Below are 14,190 nucleotides of genomic sequence, written 5' to 3'. Positions count from 1 at the left end.
GAGCAAGACCGTTTTCATATCGAGTCCATCCGCACTTCCCTCGCGACCTGTGCGTTTTCCTTGCTGCTGGCCAGCGGATTCCATCGTCGGCCTGAATGGTGCTGGCGAACGGGACCACCTGCACCGAAGCGCTTTCCTTGGAATGATCAACAGCCGTCGTGATGGCCGTTTTGCGCCATGAGCACGCAAGGCTCTCTCGGAGGCGACATAGTGATGCCATGGACGTTGCGGAGCTGATCCTGAGCTACATCAAGGTGTTGATATGGCCTACTTTGCTAATAATCGTCCTGACGTGCTACCGGCGGCAGGTCGGTGACTTGATCACTCGAACTCGCAGTCTGGACACCCCTGCAGGAACGATCGAGTTTGTTGAACATGCCGGGGAACTGCTAGATGAGGCAGCCAAAGAAAAGAGTATTTCATTGACGGCGAGCGATCGACACGGTGTAATGCGACGATTGGAGCATGCGGCGAAAATTCTTGAAGGCGGAAAGATATTGTGGGTGGATGACCACCCCCGAGGGAATTTGAGCCTCATATCCCTGTTTCGCACTTCCGGCATGGAAGTGGATACAGTGAAGTCAAGCAAGGACGCTCTAGAGAAACTTCGTGTCATGTCGTATGACATACTTCTGACAGACCTGCAACGGGGCAGCGATTCCAATGCAGGCAACTTCCTATTGCAAGAGTTGGTGCGACTTGACTTGAAAGTTCCTGCCGTGGTTTATTCTCGGACATCCCGCATCGTGCAAGGTGTCGACCCGCGCGCCTTTGCGGTTACGGCATCCCCCGATGAAGTTGTGCACTATGTTATCGACTTGATGGAGCGCATTGTTTTTAGCTAATATTGAAAATGGAAGCAAAATGGTCGGCGATATTGACTGAAGGAAGTTGCTGAGAGCGGCCGCCCAGCGTGCAGGGATGGCCATTGGTGATGCGAAGTGGCGCTTTCTGGAGCGACGAGGAGTCCTGATCGACCCTTGTTCTCAAGGGTGCGGGTGGGCCGAGGCGGTGTCGGGGTGAGTCGTAGGGTGGGCGGCCTGATCCGTGCTGTGGTGTTCGATGTGGGCAAGTGTCTGGTTAACGAGACTCGGGAGTATGGGACGTGGGCTGACTGGTTGGGGGTGCCTCGGCATACGTCCTCGGCGATGTTCGGGGCGGTGATCGCTCGGGGGTCCGACTACCGGGAGACGTTCCAGGTGTTCGCGCCGGGGTTCGATCTGACGCAGCAGCGTGAGGAGCGGGTTGAGGCGGGGCGGCCTGAGACGTTCGGGGAAGAGGACTTGTACCAGGATGCGCGTCCGACGCTGGCGAAGCTTCGGGGTGATGGGCTGTGGGTGGGGATCGCGGGGAATCAGACGGTGCGGGCCGGCGGGATTCTGCGGTCGCTGGATCTGCCTTCCGACTTGATCGCTACGTCGGATGACTGGGGTGTGTCCAAGCCTGATCCGGGGTTCTTCCGGTGTGTGGTGGACGCGGCGCCGTGTGATGCGGGTGAGGTGCTGTATGTGGGTGACCGGTTGGACAACGACATCATGCCTGCGGCTGCGGCGGGGTTGCGGACCGCGCTGATCCGGCGAGGGCCGTGGGGGATCGTTCAGCAGGACGACCCGGAAGCCGACCGCGTTCCGACGATGCGGATTGATTCGCTGGCCGAGCTTCCGGGCCGTATCGCTGCGTTCAACGCTGGAGCGCGCTGAGCGTGGTCTGCCATCCGTACAGGCGGTCGTCCAGGCGGCGGACGCATTCGGTCTCGGCCCACGGTTGGAGGGCGCGGCGGACGTCGTGCACGCGGTCCATGCCGGTGGCGTACGCGAACTTCCGGCGCAATTGGGTGCGGGCCTTGGGCAAGGCGGGGCTCAAGGGTGTGCGCTTCCACGACCTGCGGCACACGGGGAACACTCTCGCCGCGATCGCTGGGGCGACGCTCCCGGAACTCAAGGAGCGCATGGGCCACGCCAGCGACCGCGCGGCCATGATCTACCTGCGCGCGACGGACGAGCGGCACCGGGAGATCGCCGACACCTTGAGTGCGATGGCCAAGGCCGAACTCAAGGGGAAGAAGCGATCGGGCACGCAACGGGCACGGAAGCGGAAGAAGAGATCGTGAGACACGAGAGCCGAGGTCGGAACGTAGCTTCTGACCTGGGCTTTTCGGTGGGTGGAGCCTAGGGGATTCGAACCCCTGACACCCGGCTTGCAAAGCCGGTGCTCTACCAACTGAGCTAAGGCCCCTCGTCTTCTGTTGTCTGACCTGCGGTGACGCCGAACCGGCGCAACCGGTGACGATCGTACACCGTAGTGACAGCACAGGCTTTCCGGACGGGTCGGCCGGTGGGACGCCAGCGGCCGACAACCCCTCCGGGAGGCGAGGGCCGTTTTCGCCGTCCCTTACCAGCACCACGCTTTCACGGCACGGATCACCTGCCGGGTCTGCCGCTCGTCGATCGTGGCCTCCCCATAGGACAGCATCACCACCGTGTACGTCGACCGAGGACGAGGCGCGGCGGATCCGGTCGCACCCCGCACGATACGTGAGCTGTTCGCCGCCTAGCGGCCGCTGTTGCAGCCGCTGCCGGTCGAGGCGTTCGAGACCGGCCGGCACTTCTCGCTGCGAGTCGACCGGCACAACCAGATCAGCGTCCGCACCGACCGCTACTCGGTGCCGGTCCGGCTGATCGGCCGACTGGCCAAGTCGTGCTGCACGCCTCGGAGCTGGTCGTCTATGACGAACGCGAGGAAGTCACCCGGCTCGAGCGCATAAGAGCCAAAGGTGGCCGGCAGTTGGAGCTGGACCACTACCTGGAGGCCCTGGGTCCGCAAGGCCTGCGCGTGGCCGGGCGCGACCGCGAGGGCACCCGCGCCCTGATCGACGTGCTCCTGTTTAGCCCGCCGATGAATCACGAGCACATCGCCGTCGGAATCGCCGCGGCGCTGCGGCCCGGCGCGCTCACCGCCTACGCGGTCTCGCTGGAGGCCCTCAAGGCCGCCGAGGCCGACGACTCCGCGCCGGGACGCGGCCGCGACGGTGACCTCGCTCACCGAGCGGCGGCTGGCCCAGCTGCCGCCGTCCGCGACCAGATGACCTACCGCGGGTTCCTAGCTGAGCTGCCTATGGCCGAACCTGGGGTCAGCGAGATTTGTCCTCATCCACCGTGGCCCACTCGCGGCTGCTTGGAAAACACGGCTAGGATCGACCGGGATGTCATCCGCCCAGAACGAACCCAATGTGTTCGCACAGCCGTGGTATCTGCGGGCGATGAACTTGGTTGCGGCGTCCGTTGGAGCGACGTTCGTTCTCGGGGTGGCGCTCAACCTGCCTTCGCCTAGTCCGATGCTGATGGCCCTTGCCGGGGCTGGGGTTGCTGCGTGCATGTTTTTCGGCGTCCGCGGCATGCTCTCGCAGGTTGTCGTCACCTCTGACTCAGTGCGTTACAGGGGGATTGTCGGCACCCGTACGATCCCGCTGTCGCAAGTCCTCGGTTTCCAACGCGATCGCTCCTGGCTTGCCTTGCTGGCAGGCGACGTTCCGAGCTTGCTGTGAAGACGCGAGGATGGAACGGCCGCGACGACAACCCTCTGGTGCTTCGTGATCTCCCGACAAGCCCGAGTCGGGCGCGGTTCGACCTGCGAGGTACGCGATGCACTACGACTGGCGTTGGATCCGTACATCCAGCGAAACATGTGACTCTTCGGCTGTCTTCACGGAGTCAAATCCGTTCAGCCACGCATAGCGAGATCACGATTCAGAGATAGCTTCTCGGGCCAACTGACCGCAGGGGGATATGACCGCCCCCGCGGACCCCGACCGTCGCTCAAACCGACGCACACGTTCCTGCTTCTCGCGGCCACGACCAATCTGCGCGATGGTCGCGAGGTACGCCTGTGCCTGCGCGCGTCGGGTGCAGCGCGGGGACACTGGGATGGCATCGGCGTCGAGATGCTCGACGGCGAGGAGGTTGCGGCGCCCGACTGTGCTCGTCCTCGCCCAGTGCCACGGCCAGGCCGCCGAGAACGGGCAGCATGACAGCCGCGAGGCCGGCGGTGATCCGGCCTCGCCGGGGCTCGTGCGGCCGCGCATGCGCCGGCCGGTATCCAGGCATCGGCCCGTTGGGGGTGCCGTGCATTCCGGGGGCTCCCCTCTCGGAGGGGGCTGGCGGCGGGAAAGGTTCTGGGACGTGCCGGGCGCGCGTCCGGCACGTCCGCGAGGTCCGTGATCCCGGCCGAGCAACTGGGCGAGTCCCTCGGAGCGCTCGTAATGGTGATTCAGCGGATCTACACCGGTGACCGTCCGGTGGAGACCGCCGACATCGTGGTCCCGGTCGACCGGTACGAGCTGGCCTATGTGATCCCCGTCGAGTGACGGCTACAGGTAGCCCACGACGCCCCGCGAGGACGATCAGCGCCGTTCAGAACGCATAGACCGCGCTCACCGCAAACATCTGGCGGAGGCAGTCCAGCCAGATCGCCGATGCCGTGACGTGCGCCGGTCCGGTGGGTTCGCCGTAGTCGTAGGGGAATGCGGTCGCGGGGCGGCTGCGCACGATGGCACGGCATTGGTCGGGGTCGCCGTCGGCTGCTTTCCATGCCGCACGGCGCGGAGGCCGGCAAGCCTGGGTCTGCGCGAGCCATCAGGTACGTGCGTCGAGCATCTTGTCTCGCTGACAGGAGACAAGGAACCCGGCATTACGGGCACCGGCTTGTCGATACCGATAACGGCGAACTCGGCAATCCCCTACCCCTGGCCGGGGGCGGGCGTGGCATCGGCCGGGGCGCGGAGGACGAGGGCGGGGAGGTCGGCGACGCTGGGGAGGATGTGGGTGGCGCCGGCGGCGCGGAGGCGGTCGCGGGAGTGGGCTCCGGTGAGGACGCCCGCGACGATGGACGCGCCGGAGCGGCGGCCCGAGGACAGGGCGGGCGCGGTGGCGCCGCAGACGGCGATGTGGCGGACGTCGTCCACGCCCAGGTGGAGGGCGGCGGTGAGGACGATGTCGGGCCAGGGGCGGTCGCGGCGGACGTCCTCGGGGCTGAGCGTCAGGTCGGCGCGGTCCCACCAGCCGAGGGCGTCGATGACGCGGGCCTGCGTGCTGCGGCCGAAGCCGGTGAGCAGGCACACGCGGACGCCGGAGGAGCGGAGGTGCTTCAGGGCGTCATCCGCCCCGGGCACAGGAAACAGGCCGCGACGGTCGACGAGCTGGTCGTAGGACCGCTCGAACGCCAGGTGCGCGGCCTGGGCGCGGGGCTCGTCGAAGAGCGAGCGGAAGATGCCGATCTTCGATTCGCCGCGCGCGTCACGGAAGCGGGCGACGGCCCGCTCGAACGCCGCCGTGCCCGAGACGATCCCCAGGGTGGCGATCGCCTCGGCGAAGGCGATTTCGACGGTATCGCCGTCCGCGACGGTGGTCCCGGCGAGATCGACGCAGACGACAGTGATCGGTTCTGCGTCGGTCACGCCGGGGCCTGTCGTCGGCGTGTCAGCTGTCGGACGAGGTGGCCTCGGTCCACAGGTCCAGCTCGGCGCGGTCCTGCTGCATCCGGCGCCAGACAGCGAAGCCGCCGAGTGCGACAACGGCGAGAATGAGCAGCTTCTTCACGGTGGGACCCCTTCACCTCGACTATGAAGTCAAAAGCCGGGGATGTGCGGATCAGTATCTGCTTCCCCAGGCTCTTCGAAGCCTAGCAACCGTTGCCGGGCGATCCGCACCCGCTCGCGGTTATCGGACTGGGCGTCTGATGGGCGGTCTCTTCGTCAGGACGGCGGACGGCCGCATAATCCGAGGGGACGACCTTCGGGGGTGCCGATGGCAGAGGACGACTTCCGGGACTGGGAACGTGAACTCCACCAGGACGCGCAGGAGGAGGGCGGGTCCGGGAGCCGGGCGCTGGTGCTGGTCGCGGCGATCACCGCCGCGGGGTGCGTCGCGTTGATCGTGCTCGGCGATGTGCCGCTTGGCGCGGCCGGGCTGGTGGTGTCGTCGATCATCCTGCTGCTATGGCGGATGGGGATGTGATCGGCCATCATCTCGGCATGGAACTGCGCGGAGCGAACGTCCTGGTGACCGGGGCGAGCGGCGGGATCGGGCAGGCGCTGGCGAAAGCCCTCGCCGATCGCGGCGGCCGGGTCGTGCTGACGGGCCGCCGGACGGACGTCCTGGAACCGCTGGCTGACCGGCTCGGCGGCCGCGCCATCGCCGCGGACCTCGCCGACCGCGAGGCGGTCGAGAAGCTCCTGGACGAGGCCGGACGGGTGGACGTGCTGGTCGCGAACGCGGCGCTCCCGGCGTCCGGGCTGCTGAGCGAGTATTCGATCGACGACATCGACCGGACGCTGGACGTCAACCTGCGTGCACCGATCGTGATGGCGAAGCTCGCCGCCGCGCAGATGGCCGATCGTGGCCGCGGGCATCTGGTGTTCGTGTCGTCGCTGTCCGGGAAGACGGCGTCCGGCCACGCGGCGCTGTACAACGCGACGAAGTTCGGTATGCGGGGGTTCGCCCTGGCCCTGCGAGAGGATCTGCGTCCGCACGGCATCGGCGTGTCGACCGTTTTCCCGGGGTTCATCCGCGATGCCGGGATGTTCGCGGACGCCGGCGTGACGCTGCCGAAGGGGATCGGGACGCGGTCGCCACGCGACGTGGCGCGCGCGACGGTGCGGGCCATCGAGCGGAACGTCGCGGAGGTCGACGTGGCGCCGCTCGGGCTGCGGATCGGCGCCCGGATCGGCGGGGTCGCGCCGGTCCTGTCGGCGGCCGTGCAGCGGCGTGCGGGCGGGGCGCGCATCGCGGAGGGGCTCGCGGCCGGGCAGCGCGACAAGCGCTAGACGACCGACCCGCGATCCCGACGTGGCCATCCGCTGCCGCCCCAGTGGCGTGGCCCGGCCGAACGCGCTGCCGACCTTAGATCGAGGAGCAGGCGGCAGCACCGTGGCGCTCCCCCGAACAGCGCCCGAAGCTCGGCGTTCAGCCAGTTGGCTTTCGGCGTCACATCCGCAAGGCCACGAAACCTCGTGCACACCGGCGCTCTACGCAGCGAGGTCAGCAGGCGGCCGATCACCCCGAGGCCGGTTCGGGAGCAGTCTGCGTGTCCCCTTCCTTTGCGGTCCCTGCGTCCTCGGCGTGTGCGTCACCGACCGGCCGCACCGAGGCGGACGGCGCGGGCGCCGGGGAGCGGTGGGCGGTCGCGAGGACGGAGCCGCCCAGGATGAGCGCGAACGAGGCGATGATCGTCCCGGTGAGGGGCTCGCCGAGGAAGGCGACTCCGGCGACGACGGCCACGGCCGGGTTGATGTAGGTGAACACCATCCCGCGGGACGTGCCGACCTCCCGGATCAGCTCGAAGAACACGATGAACGCCAGTGCCGTGCAGAGTAGGCCGAGGCCGATGAGCGCGGCCAGCACCCGTCCGCTCGGCATGGCGTCCGGCCAGGTGGCGATCGCGGGGCCGGTGTAGACGAGCGCGGCGACGGCCAGCGCGAACGCGGACATGTGCAGGCTCGGCAGGTCCTGGAGCCGGCGGGTGGCGACGATCGGCGCGATCGAGTAGCCGAGCACGACCAGCATGACCTCGCCGATCGCCCACGCGCTGCCGCCCCCGAGATGCGGGCCGGCGAGCACGCCGACGCCGGTCAGGCCGATCAGCAGGCCCGTCCAGCGCACCGGGCCGAGCCGCTCCGCGTCGCCGGTGAGCATCGCCAGCACCACCCCGACGATGGGGACGGCGGCGATCAGCAGCCCCGTCATGGAGCTGGTCAGCCGGTTCTCGGCGTCCGACAGCAGCGCCCACGGGCCGAGGATCTCCGCCGCGGTGAACAGCAGCAGCGGACGCCAGTGCCTGCGGACCACGTCCAACTGCCCGGACCGGATCGCCAGCGGCAGCAGGATGAGCGCGCCGAGCGCGGTCCGCGCGAACACCACCATGGGCACCGACACGCTCTCGACCGCCACCTTGATCATCAGGTAGGGGATGCCCCAGAGCACGCTTATCAGTGCGAACAGGATCCAGCCACGGCGACTCAACACGACCTCCCGTCTCGTCCGCCCGGCGACCTGCCGAGCACCGACCGCACGCGCCCCGATCACCGGCGATCCGGGCAGCACCCGTGGCGGGGCAGCGCAACACCCGGTGGCGCCATGCGTAGGAAGCCACGGAGTGCCGCTGGTTCCCCGCACGGCTCGTCTCCGCGGGTGGGCGTGATCAGTGCCAGGAGCCGTGTCGCGCGACCGGGGGCGGACGTCGTCAGAATGCGGGGCGGCGGACCGCGCTGTCTTGAACGCTGTTGCGGTACGCCCCCGGCGTGACGCCGAGCACGCGGCGGAACCAGCGAGTGAGATGCGCCTGGTCGGCGAACCCGACGAGGGTCGCCGCCTCAGCCGGACGATACCCGACCTCCAGCAGCGTGCGCGCCCGGGTCACCCGGTGCTGGGCGAGCCACGCGTACGGCGGCATGCCCACCGCGTCACGGAAGGCGCGCAGCAACTGGTAGCGGGAAAGCTCCAGGTCGGCGGCCATTTCGGCCAGCGTCGGCGGGGCGGTCAGCTCGTCCGAGAGGCGGGTCGCGACCTGGCGCGCGATCCGGTCGGCATCGGATCGCCCGCGCCGCGTCGCCGCCCTCGGCCCGTGCACCGCATGCCGCCGGACGAGCGCGCCGAGCACTTCGAGCAGCCGGGACTCGCCCTCCAGCCGATCTTCGCCGAGCCGGAGGGCACCGTGGGGCCTGCCGCAGCGCCTCACCGAGCCGGACGTCGTCGATGATCGGGTCGCGGAAGTGAGGTCGCGCCTGGACCGGCCCGGGCTCCGTGCTCGTCGCGGCGCCCAGCAGTTCGGCACCCGGATAAAGGCACAGGTAGGCGAACCCTTCCGGACGGGCCGGACCGCCGGTGTGCGCCTCCCCGGGCTCGACCACGACGACGCTCCCCGCGGCCGAGTAAATCTTCTCGCCCCGGTAGCGCATCGTCTCCATGCCGTCGACCGTCACCCCGATGGCGTACTCGTCATGGGTGTGCGGCGCGTAGTGCCGGCGTCCGATCCGCGCCGTCAGCAGGTCGAGCGGCGCCCCCTGGATTCCGCCGACGCGGGTCCAGAAAGTGTGGTCGACGTCCGTCGCGCCGCCGCGAGCGGTGCCGCCAGCGACACCGGGATCGGGGCCCGGGAACCGGTCAGGCCGAGAAGACGTGCCGGAGCCGCCAGCGGTCCTCGTCACGGCCGAGCTCCGCGACGGCCACGCCCTCGGCGCCGGTGACCCGTACCCGGTAGACCCTGCCCTCGCGGGCCGTCCCGTAGGTCTTCAGCACCGCGTCCACCGCGTAGCGCGACCCCCGCCACTCGTACGCGGTGAGCCGTCCCGACGGGTCGTGCTCCGTCCGGACCGGCTCGTTCAGCAAGTGCCCCATGCCGGGAGCGTAGCACGCATTCGAACTGATGTTCGCAGGTGGGAAGGGTTTTTGCCGCCTGCGGCACGGGCCATCGTATGCACGTCCGCACCCGATCCGCCGGGCGTGGCGGGCCACTGGACGTCCGTTCTGCATCGAGCCGGAACACGCGGGGCCATGCACGCGACAAGGGAAACCTCCCGACTCTCATCCCCAGGCCCCGCCGCCACGGTCGCCGGGACGAGGCATGTCCGCCGGCGAGCACGAGCGACAGTGAGCCGAGGCGCTTCGGTGTGCCGTGGCAAGCTGACTCCGAGGTGTTCATCCACAGGCTGTGAACAACCTTCGCGCACACCTCCTCCGCCCTGAAAGCAGGCGGTCCGGAGGCCGCGTCCACAGGCGGATCCCCAGAACAGTCGGGCTTTCCACGGTCTGCACGGCGCATCGGACGCCGTCCCCTCCATCGTCCACACGGCCACACCGCCATACACAGAATCCACAACCTGTGGATAACTTCCGTGCACAACCTGGGTACGACCGGCCGGCTCCACGTCCACCATTCTTCCCCAGGTCACCCCCAACCGGCGCGACCAGTTATCCACGTCGTGGAAAACCTGCTGACCAGGGGAAAAGCGCCCTCCAGGGCACCAGAACCCACACCCCGCTCACAGCCTGTGGGTGAACTCTCTCCACACCCCTGACGCATCGGTGGACAACGTTGCCCACCGACCATCCCCAGCCGCGTCCCCAGGGGACATGAGCCTCTCAGGCGAGGAGGGAGTCCTCCAGGTCGGCGAGGCGCTGAAGATCGTCAGCCTGGTCGGACGTGCCCGCGACGGGAACGCCGCGGGCCTCGGCGACGAGGGTGCGAGCGCGGGCCCACTCCTCCATGTGGACGGCGGCGTCGGCGCGCAGAACCAGTGCCTTCAGGCGTTCGGTCGAGGTCATGGGGTCGTCGGAGGCCAGAAGGCGGTCGAGGATTCGGGCGGCGGCCCGGTGGTCGCCCTTCGAGTCACCGAGAAGCGCGGCCATGTGGAGGGCCTTGGCCACCGTCCCGGTCGGGATCGGCGCGTGCCCCACGTCGTCCGACACGGGTTGGCCGATGCGGAGCTGAAGGCCGTCCGGATCGGTGAGAAGGAACTGCCGCATCCCGTACGACATGTCCCGCAACGCGCTGATCCTGGGGAGCCCGCGCGCGGGAACCCTGCCGAGTGTCTCCTTGAGCCCGGCACGAAACGACTCGTACAAGTCATCCACAGCCGTGGTGATGATGTAACACATGTTCATGGACGCGGCCGGGTCGTGTTTCTTCCACCCGAAGAACTGCAACTCGACGTCGCCGCGCCGGACGACGAGGTAAGGGGACGGGCGCGTCTGCAAGGACGCCTGTTCGAAGCCGAGAGCCCGATAGAACTCCCAGGTCACCTCGACCGAACGGCACGGATAGATCGGCATCGCCTTCTCGCTCATGCCGGGGAGCGTAAGTCACCCTAAGCGGATAGTCAAACTTGACTAGCAGCGGCCCCCGTCCAAGGTCTGCCGACGCGTCGTCCACATCCGCAGAGCGGCGAAGGTGGAGGATGATGTTGCGTCATCACCGGCCGGAACCAGGACCGCGCATATCGCGATTCCATGACGGAGATGATGGAAAGAACGCCGACACCGGTCCTGGACAGCCCCGCACGAGTCGGCCGCAGGATTTTCCACAGGCTGTGGACAATGAGGTCGGGAGGCATCGTGGACTTCAACGAGCACACCGCCGCAGAGGCCGTCCAGAACAGTTTCCGCGAGACTCCCGACGCACGCCTGCGGGAGTTGCTGGACACGCTCACCCGCCACCTGCACGCCTTCGTCCGCGAGGCCAGACCGTCTGTGCGGGAGTGGGAACAGGCGATCGAGTTTCTCACCACCGTGGGGCAGACCTGCACTGACACACGCCAGGAGTTCGTCCTGCTATCGGATGTGCTGGGCGTCTCGATGCTCGTGGAAACCCTCAACGAACAAGAAGGCGGGACGGAGAGCACCGTCCTCGGCCCCTTTCACATGGTCGAGTCGCCATCGCGCGCGCTCGGCGACAGCATCGACATGGTCGGCGAAGCCGAACCATGCGTGGTGTCCGGACGCGTCCTCAACGCCGATGGGGCGCCGTTGCCTCACGCGGAGGTCGACGTGTGGCAGTGCAACGAAAAGGGCTTCTACGACGTCCAGCAACCTGGTGAGCAACCCGCCGGCAACGGGCGGGGGCTTTTCCGAACCGACGCCGAGGGACGGTTCCGTTTCCGTACCGTCCTGCCCAGTCATTACCCCATCCCGGCGGACGGCCCGGTCGGACGGCTCCTCAAAGCCACCAGGCGGCATCCCTACCGTCCAGCGCACATCCACTTCATCGTGCAGGCGGACGGGTACGTACCGCTGACCACTCACATCTTCGTAGCGGGCAGCCCCTATCTGGACTCGGACGCCGTCTTCGCGGTCAAGCGAAGCCTCATCGTCGACTTCATCGAGTCGGACGACGAGGAGGCCGCCGCGCGCAATGGCGTCCGGGCCCCCTTCCACCACGCCGAGTTCGACCTCGTCCTGAGCGGGGAGCACGGCCGAATGCCCGGACGGACGGACTGACCACGATCCCCCGGCACCTCCCTGACCAGCCGATCGTCGGTACCCGCTGCCCACCGAGGAGTAGGCAATCAAGATCGCCCGTGACCGCAACCTCCCCGCGCAGAACTCGGGCTATGTGACAAAGTTCCAGGTGACGCGACCGGCCGCATCAAGACCGTTCATGAGTTGCCGCGCGACGTGAACACCGCGCACCCCAGTTATCCACAACCTGTGGAGAAACACCCTCATCCTCTGGATAACCGTTCCTGGGCAGCACGGGCGGATTCCCTCCCCAAGGACAACGATCCACGGTTTCGCCACGCCACCCACCCCGGCGATGCGGTGCTCCGGAGCCCGCGAATCGCCCAGCCCGTCAGGGCGCGACTTGAGTGATGGGGCAACTCTGGTGGACGCCCGCGCCCTCGCCTTCCGCTTGGACCACCGGCCTCATCCGTGCCAGTTCCCTTTCAGCCAAGGTGATCAAGCTTTGGCGTACACCGACACGTCCGCCCGCAGTCTCAATCACCCGCGTCCTCTGCCAGCGTTGCGGTCACGGCCGTCAAGAAATGCCGGGGTACGCACCGGCCGTCGTTGGGATGGTCGTCTGATGGTTGATCAGGTGGCTGAGCTGATATCCGAGGTTGCGACGCTCCGGCGCGCCGTCCGCAACGAGCCGCTTCCGGGTGCCTGGGATCACGTGCGGGACGTCGATCGGTTCCTTCGGCGGAGGGTTGAAGAGTTGCACCGTCTGCCGCTGGTCGCGGTGGAGCATGCCGAACTGGATCATTATGGCTCTGGCTATGCCTCCTACATCGACGTCTTCGCCACCAAGCGCGATGGATCCACCCGGCAAACTGACGAGGACGGCGGGGTCCGCATCGAGTGCCTGAACGTGCTCCTGTGTCGCCTGGCGCCCATAGCCTGCCTGCTGCGCCCGGATGATCTGTGGCAGACCCACGACACCAGTTGGTCGCCCTCACCCAATATCAACCGGGTCATCGCTGCCCCCGATCAGTCATGGGCTGACGAGTTTCACCAGGTCAAGGATCTTCTCGATCAGCGCGGCATCAGCCTGATCGGCCCTGACCTCCTCACCCGCCCGCTGCCGGAGGGTCTTGAGGCCAAGAGCAATTTGGCGAATCCAGCGCGGACGATCTTCGACGCCTGGTTCCACTGGCCCGACTAGCGCATAACGCTGCCTGATCTTCCCGGCATGTCCTGGGTCGGCGCTGCCGGGCAGCCACTTGGGGACCGCAGCTTCGGCATCGCCAGCGGTGCCGACGCGAGTGTCCCAGTCCAGTGTCTCGATTCGACCGCCTACCGCACGGCCTACGGCCCTCGCCTGGCGGCCGGCCAGGAGAGGTCCTGGAGATCATTTGGCCGCTGCTCGCCCGGCCGGTACGGTCGCGGAAGTTTGCGCTGTGGGAGCCCATGACATGCGCACGTGGCCTCCCCGGCAGTTCCCACGCTGAGAGTAGGTTTCGTCATCCTTGGGATTGCCGTCACTGCTGCGGACGCTTGACCTCAAGCATGCTTGAGGCTTCAGGGTGATCCTCATGAGTTCAACGGACATTGCCGCACCGGCACATGAGGTTGAGATCGAAGCGATCAAGCAAGTGGTCGCCACGGTCGAGCACTCCCAGAACAACGAGCTACCCGACGAGTTCGTCGGCCTGTTCCGAGCCGACGCCATCTGGACGACGGGTGGCGGCAAGCGACTCTTCGGCCGTGAAGCGATCTCCGCCTTCACGCATCAGGTGCTCCCCGGCGGGATGCGGGGCTCGACGGTGACGTTCGAGGTGGAGCACATGCTGTTCATCCGTCCCGACGTCGCCGCCGTCAAGGTACGCCAGGTGTATGAGACCCCGGACGGGCAGAAGTTGGGCACGCCGATGTTCGTCATGTCGAAGGAGGACGGGCAGTGGCGCCTGACCGCCTGCCAAAACACCAGTGTCCTCGACGACGAGTGACCCGCCGTACGTAGCCGGGAAGACGACTTGCGCGCTCCCGTCGCACAGGCGACGGGTCGTGCTAGTGCGGTGTCCACGAACGTCGACCGGGTCGCCTACCTCGTTGACTTGCGGCGTGTCGTTGCCTCCGACGCGGCGATGTCAAGCGGCTGTTGCAACGAGGTACTCGTTGAGTGTTTGGGCTGGGGTTTTCCAGTTCAGGGTGTGGCGGGGGCGTCCGTTGAGCTGGCGGGCGATCTCGTCGAGGTCGTGCT

At 67.5% G+C, this 14,190-nt stretch carries 16 protein-coding genes, 1 tRNA gene and 2 pseudogenes; 10 read left to right on the top strand and 9 right to left on the bottom strand.

Translation table 11 applies throughout. From position 1 onward, the window contains the following. The first annotated feature begins 218 nt into the window (after window positions 1-218). The 3 genes from SM418_RS25425 (at window position 219) to SM418_RS25415 (ending at window position 2,110) form a co-directional block, all read left to right on the top strand. Window positions 219-845 (top strand): response regulator, encoded by a 627-nt coding sequence (locus SM418_RS25425; protein WP_371943815.1) that lies wholly within the window; start codon window positions 219-221, stop codon window positions 843-845. A 147-nt stretch (window positions 846-992) separates the two neighbouring features. Further along, window positions 993-1,700, top strand: a complete 708-nt coding sequence (locus SM418_RS25420) for an HAD family hydrolase (RefSeq protein ID WP_371966114.1) — start codon at window positions 993-995, stop codon at window positions 1,698-1,700. Window positions 1,701-1,804: 104 nt separating this feature from the next. After that, window positions 1,805-2,110, top strand: a complete 306-nt coding sequence (locus tag SM418_RS25415; protein WP_371943816.1) for a tyrosine-type recombinase/integrase — start codon at window positions 1,805-1,807, stop codon at window positions 2,108-2,110. Between the two features lie 52 nt (window positions 2,111-2,162). Here the strand turns inward: SM418_RS25415 and SM418_RS25410 are convergent. Continuing rightward, window positions 2,163-2,235 (bottom strand) — tRNA-Ala (locus SM418_RS25410). A gap of 328 nt (window positions 2,236-2,563) precedes the next feature. Here SM418_RS25410 and SM418_RS25405 point away from each other — a divergent pair. Then, window positions 2,564-2,644 (top strand): annotated as a pseudogene (locus SM418_RS25405) (hypothetical protein); the annotation flags it as partial. Window positions 2,645-2,655: 11 nt separating this feature from the next. Here the strand turns inward: SM418_RS25405 and SM418_RS25400 are convergent. Then, window positions 2,656-3,042 carry a hypothetical protein gene (locus SM418_RS25400; protein WP_371943833.1) on the bottom strand — a complete coding sequence of 129 codons (387 nt, stop codon included), beginning with the start codon at window positions 3,040-3,042 and terminating at the stop codon, window positions 2,656-2,658. Window positions 3,043-3,202: 160 nt separating this feature from the next. On the opposite strand from SM418_RS25400, the gene SM418_RS25395 reads away from it, so the two are divergent. Beyond that, window positions 3,203-3,544: a PH domain-containing protein gene (locus tag SM418_RS25395; RefSeq protein WP_371943817.1), complete on the top strand. Its 342-nt coding sequence runs from the start codon at window positions 3,203-3,205 to the stop codon at window positions 3,542-3,544. Between the two features lie 1,191 nt (window positions 3,545-4,735). Here the strand turns inward: SM418_RS25395 and SM418_RS25390 are convergent. Both SM418_RS25390 and SM418_RS25385 read right to left on the bottom strand, forming a co-directional pair. Further along, window positions 4,736-5,452: an HAD family hydrolase gene (locus SM418_RS25390; protein ID WP_371943818.1), complete on the bottom strand. Its 717-nt coding sequence runs from the start codon at window positions 5,450-5,452 to the stop codon at window positions 4,736-4,738. 22 nt (window positions 5,453-5,474) lie between these two features. Further along, window positions 5,475-5,594: a DLW-39 family protein gene (locus SM418_RS25385; RefSeq protein ID WP_217711122.1), complete on the bottom strand. Its 120-nt coding sequence runs from the start codon at window positions 5,592-5,594 to the stop codon at window positions 5,475-5,477. Window positions 5,595-5,801: 207 nt separating this feature from the next. Between SM418_RS25385 and SM418_RS25380 the strand changes: the two genes are divergently transcribed. After that, the gene (locus tag SM418_RS25380) at window positions 5,802-6,011 is read left to right on the top strand and encodes a hypothetical protein (RefSeq protein ID WP_371943819.1); all 210 of its coding nucleotides are present in this window, start codon (window positions 5,802-5,804) and stop codon (window positions 6,009-6,011) included. Further along, entirely contained in the window at window positions 5,993-6,820 is an 828-nt protein-coding gene (locus SM418_RS25375; RefSeq protein WP_371943820.1) for an SDR family NAD(P)-dependent oxidoreductase, read from the top strand. The genes SM418_RS25380 and SM418_RS25375 overlap by 19 nt, the downstream gene beginning before the upstream one ends. 229 nt (window positions 6,821-7,049) lie before the next feature. Here the strand turns inward: SM418_RS25375 and SM418_RS25370 are convergent, their stop codons facing one another. From SM418_RS25370 to SM418_RS25350, 5 genes and pseudogenes are all read right to left on the bottom strand, one after another. Then, window positions 7,050-8,018, bottom strand: a complete 969-nt coding sequence (locus SM418_RS25370) for a DMT family transporter (protein WP_371943821.1) — start codon at window positions 8,016-8,018, stop codon at window positions 7,050-7,052. Window positions 8,019-8,235: 217 nt separating this feature from the next. After that, window positions 8,236-8,730 carry a helix-turn-helix transcriptional regulator gene (locus SM418_RS25365; RefSeq protein WP_371943822.1) on the bottom strand — a complete coding sequence of 165 codons (495 nt, stop codon included), beginning with the start codon at window positions 8,728-8,730 and terminating at the stop codon, window positions 8,236-8,238. A gap of 70 nt (window positions 8,731-8,800) precedes the next feature. Beyond that, window positions 8,801-9,199 (bottom strand): annotated as a pseudogene (locus tag SM418_RS25360) (AraC family ligand binding domain-containing protein); the annotation flags it as partial. Next, entirely contained in the window at window positions 9,156-9,389 is a 234-nt protein-coding gene (locus tag SM418_RS25355) for a hypothetical protein (RefSeq protein WP_371943823.1), read from the bottom strand. The pseudogene SM418_RS25360 and the gene SM418_RS25355, both read right to left, overlap by 44 nt. Window positions 9,390-10,133: 744 nt before the next feature. Next, window positions 10,134-10,838 (bottom strand): bleomycin resistance protein, encoded by a 705-nt coding sequence (locus SM418_RS25350; protein WP_371943824.1) that lies wholly within the window; start codon window positions 10,836-10,838, stop codon window positions 10,134-10,136. 267 nt (window positions 10,839-11,105) lie between these two features. Here SM418_RS25350 and SM418_RS25345 point away from each other — a divergent pair, with 267 nt between their 5' ends. The 3 genes from SM418_RS25345 to SM418_RS25335 all read left to right on the top strand — a co-directional run bounded on the left by SM418_RS25345 (window position 11,106) and on the right by SM418_RS25335 (window position 13,936). Beyond that, on the top strand, window positions 11,106-11,987 hold the full coding sequence (locus SM418_RS25345) for a dioxygenase family protein (RefSeq protein ID WP_371943825.1): 882 nt from the start codon (window positions 11,106-11,108) through the stop codon (window positions 11,985-11,987). 586 nt (window positions 11,988-12,573) lie between these two features. Further along, window positions 12,574-13,152: a hypothetical protein gene (locus SM418_RS25340; RefSeq protein WP_371943826.1), complete on the top strand. Its 579-nt coding sequence runs from the start codon at window positions 12,574-12,576 to the stop codon at window positions 13,150-13,152. A gap of 370 nt (window positions 13,153-13,522) precedes the next feature. Beyond that, complete coding sequence (locus SM418_RS25335; protein ID WP_371943827.1) at window positions 13,523-13,936, top strand: SgcJ/EcaC family oxidoreductase; 414 nt, start codon at window positions 13,523-13,525, stop codon at window positions 13,934-13,936. Window positions 13,937-14,190: the final 254 nt, after the last annotated feature.

The organism is Actinomadura chokoriensis, assembly GCF_041463665.1.
Classification (GTDB): domain Bacteria; phylum Actinomycetota; class Actinomycetes; order Streptosporangiales; family Streptosporangiaceae; genus Spirillospora; species Spirillospora chokoriensis_A.
This window is presented reverse-complemented; position numbering and strand designations above follow the sequence as displayed.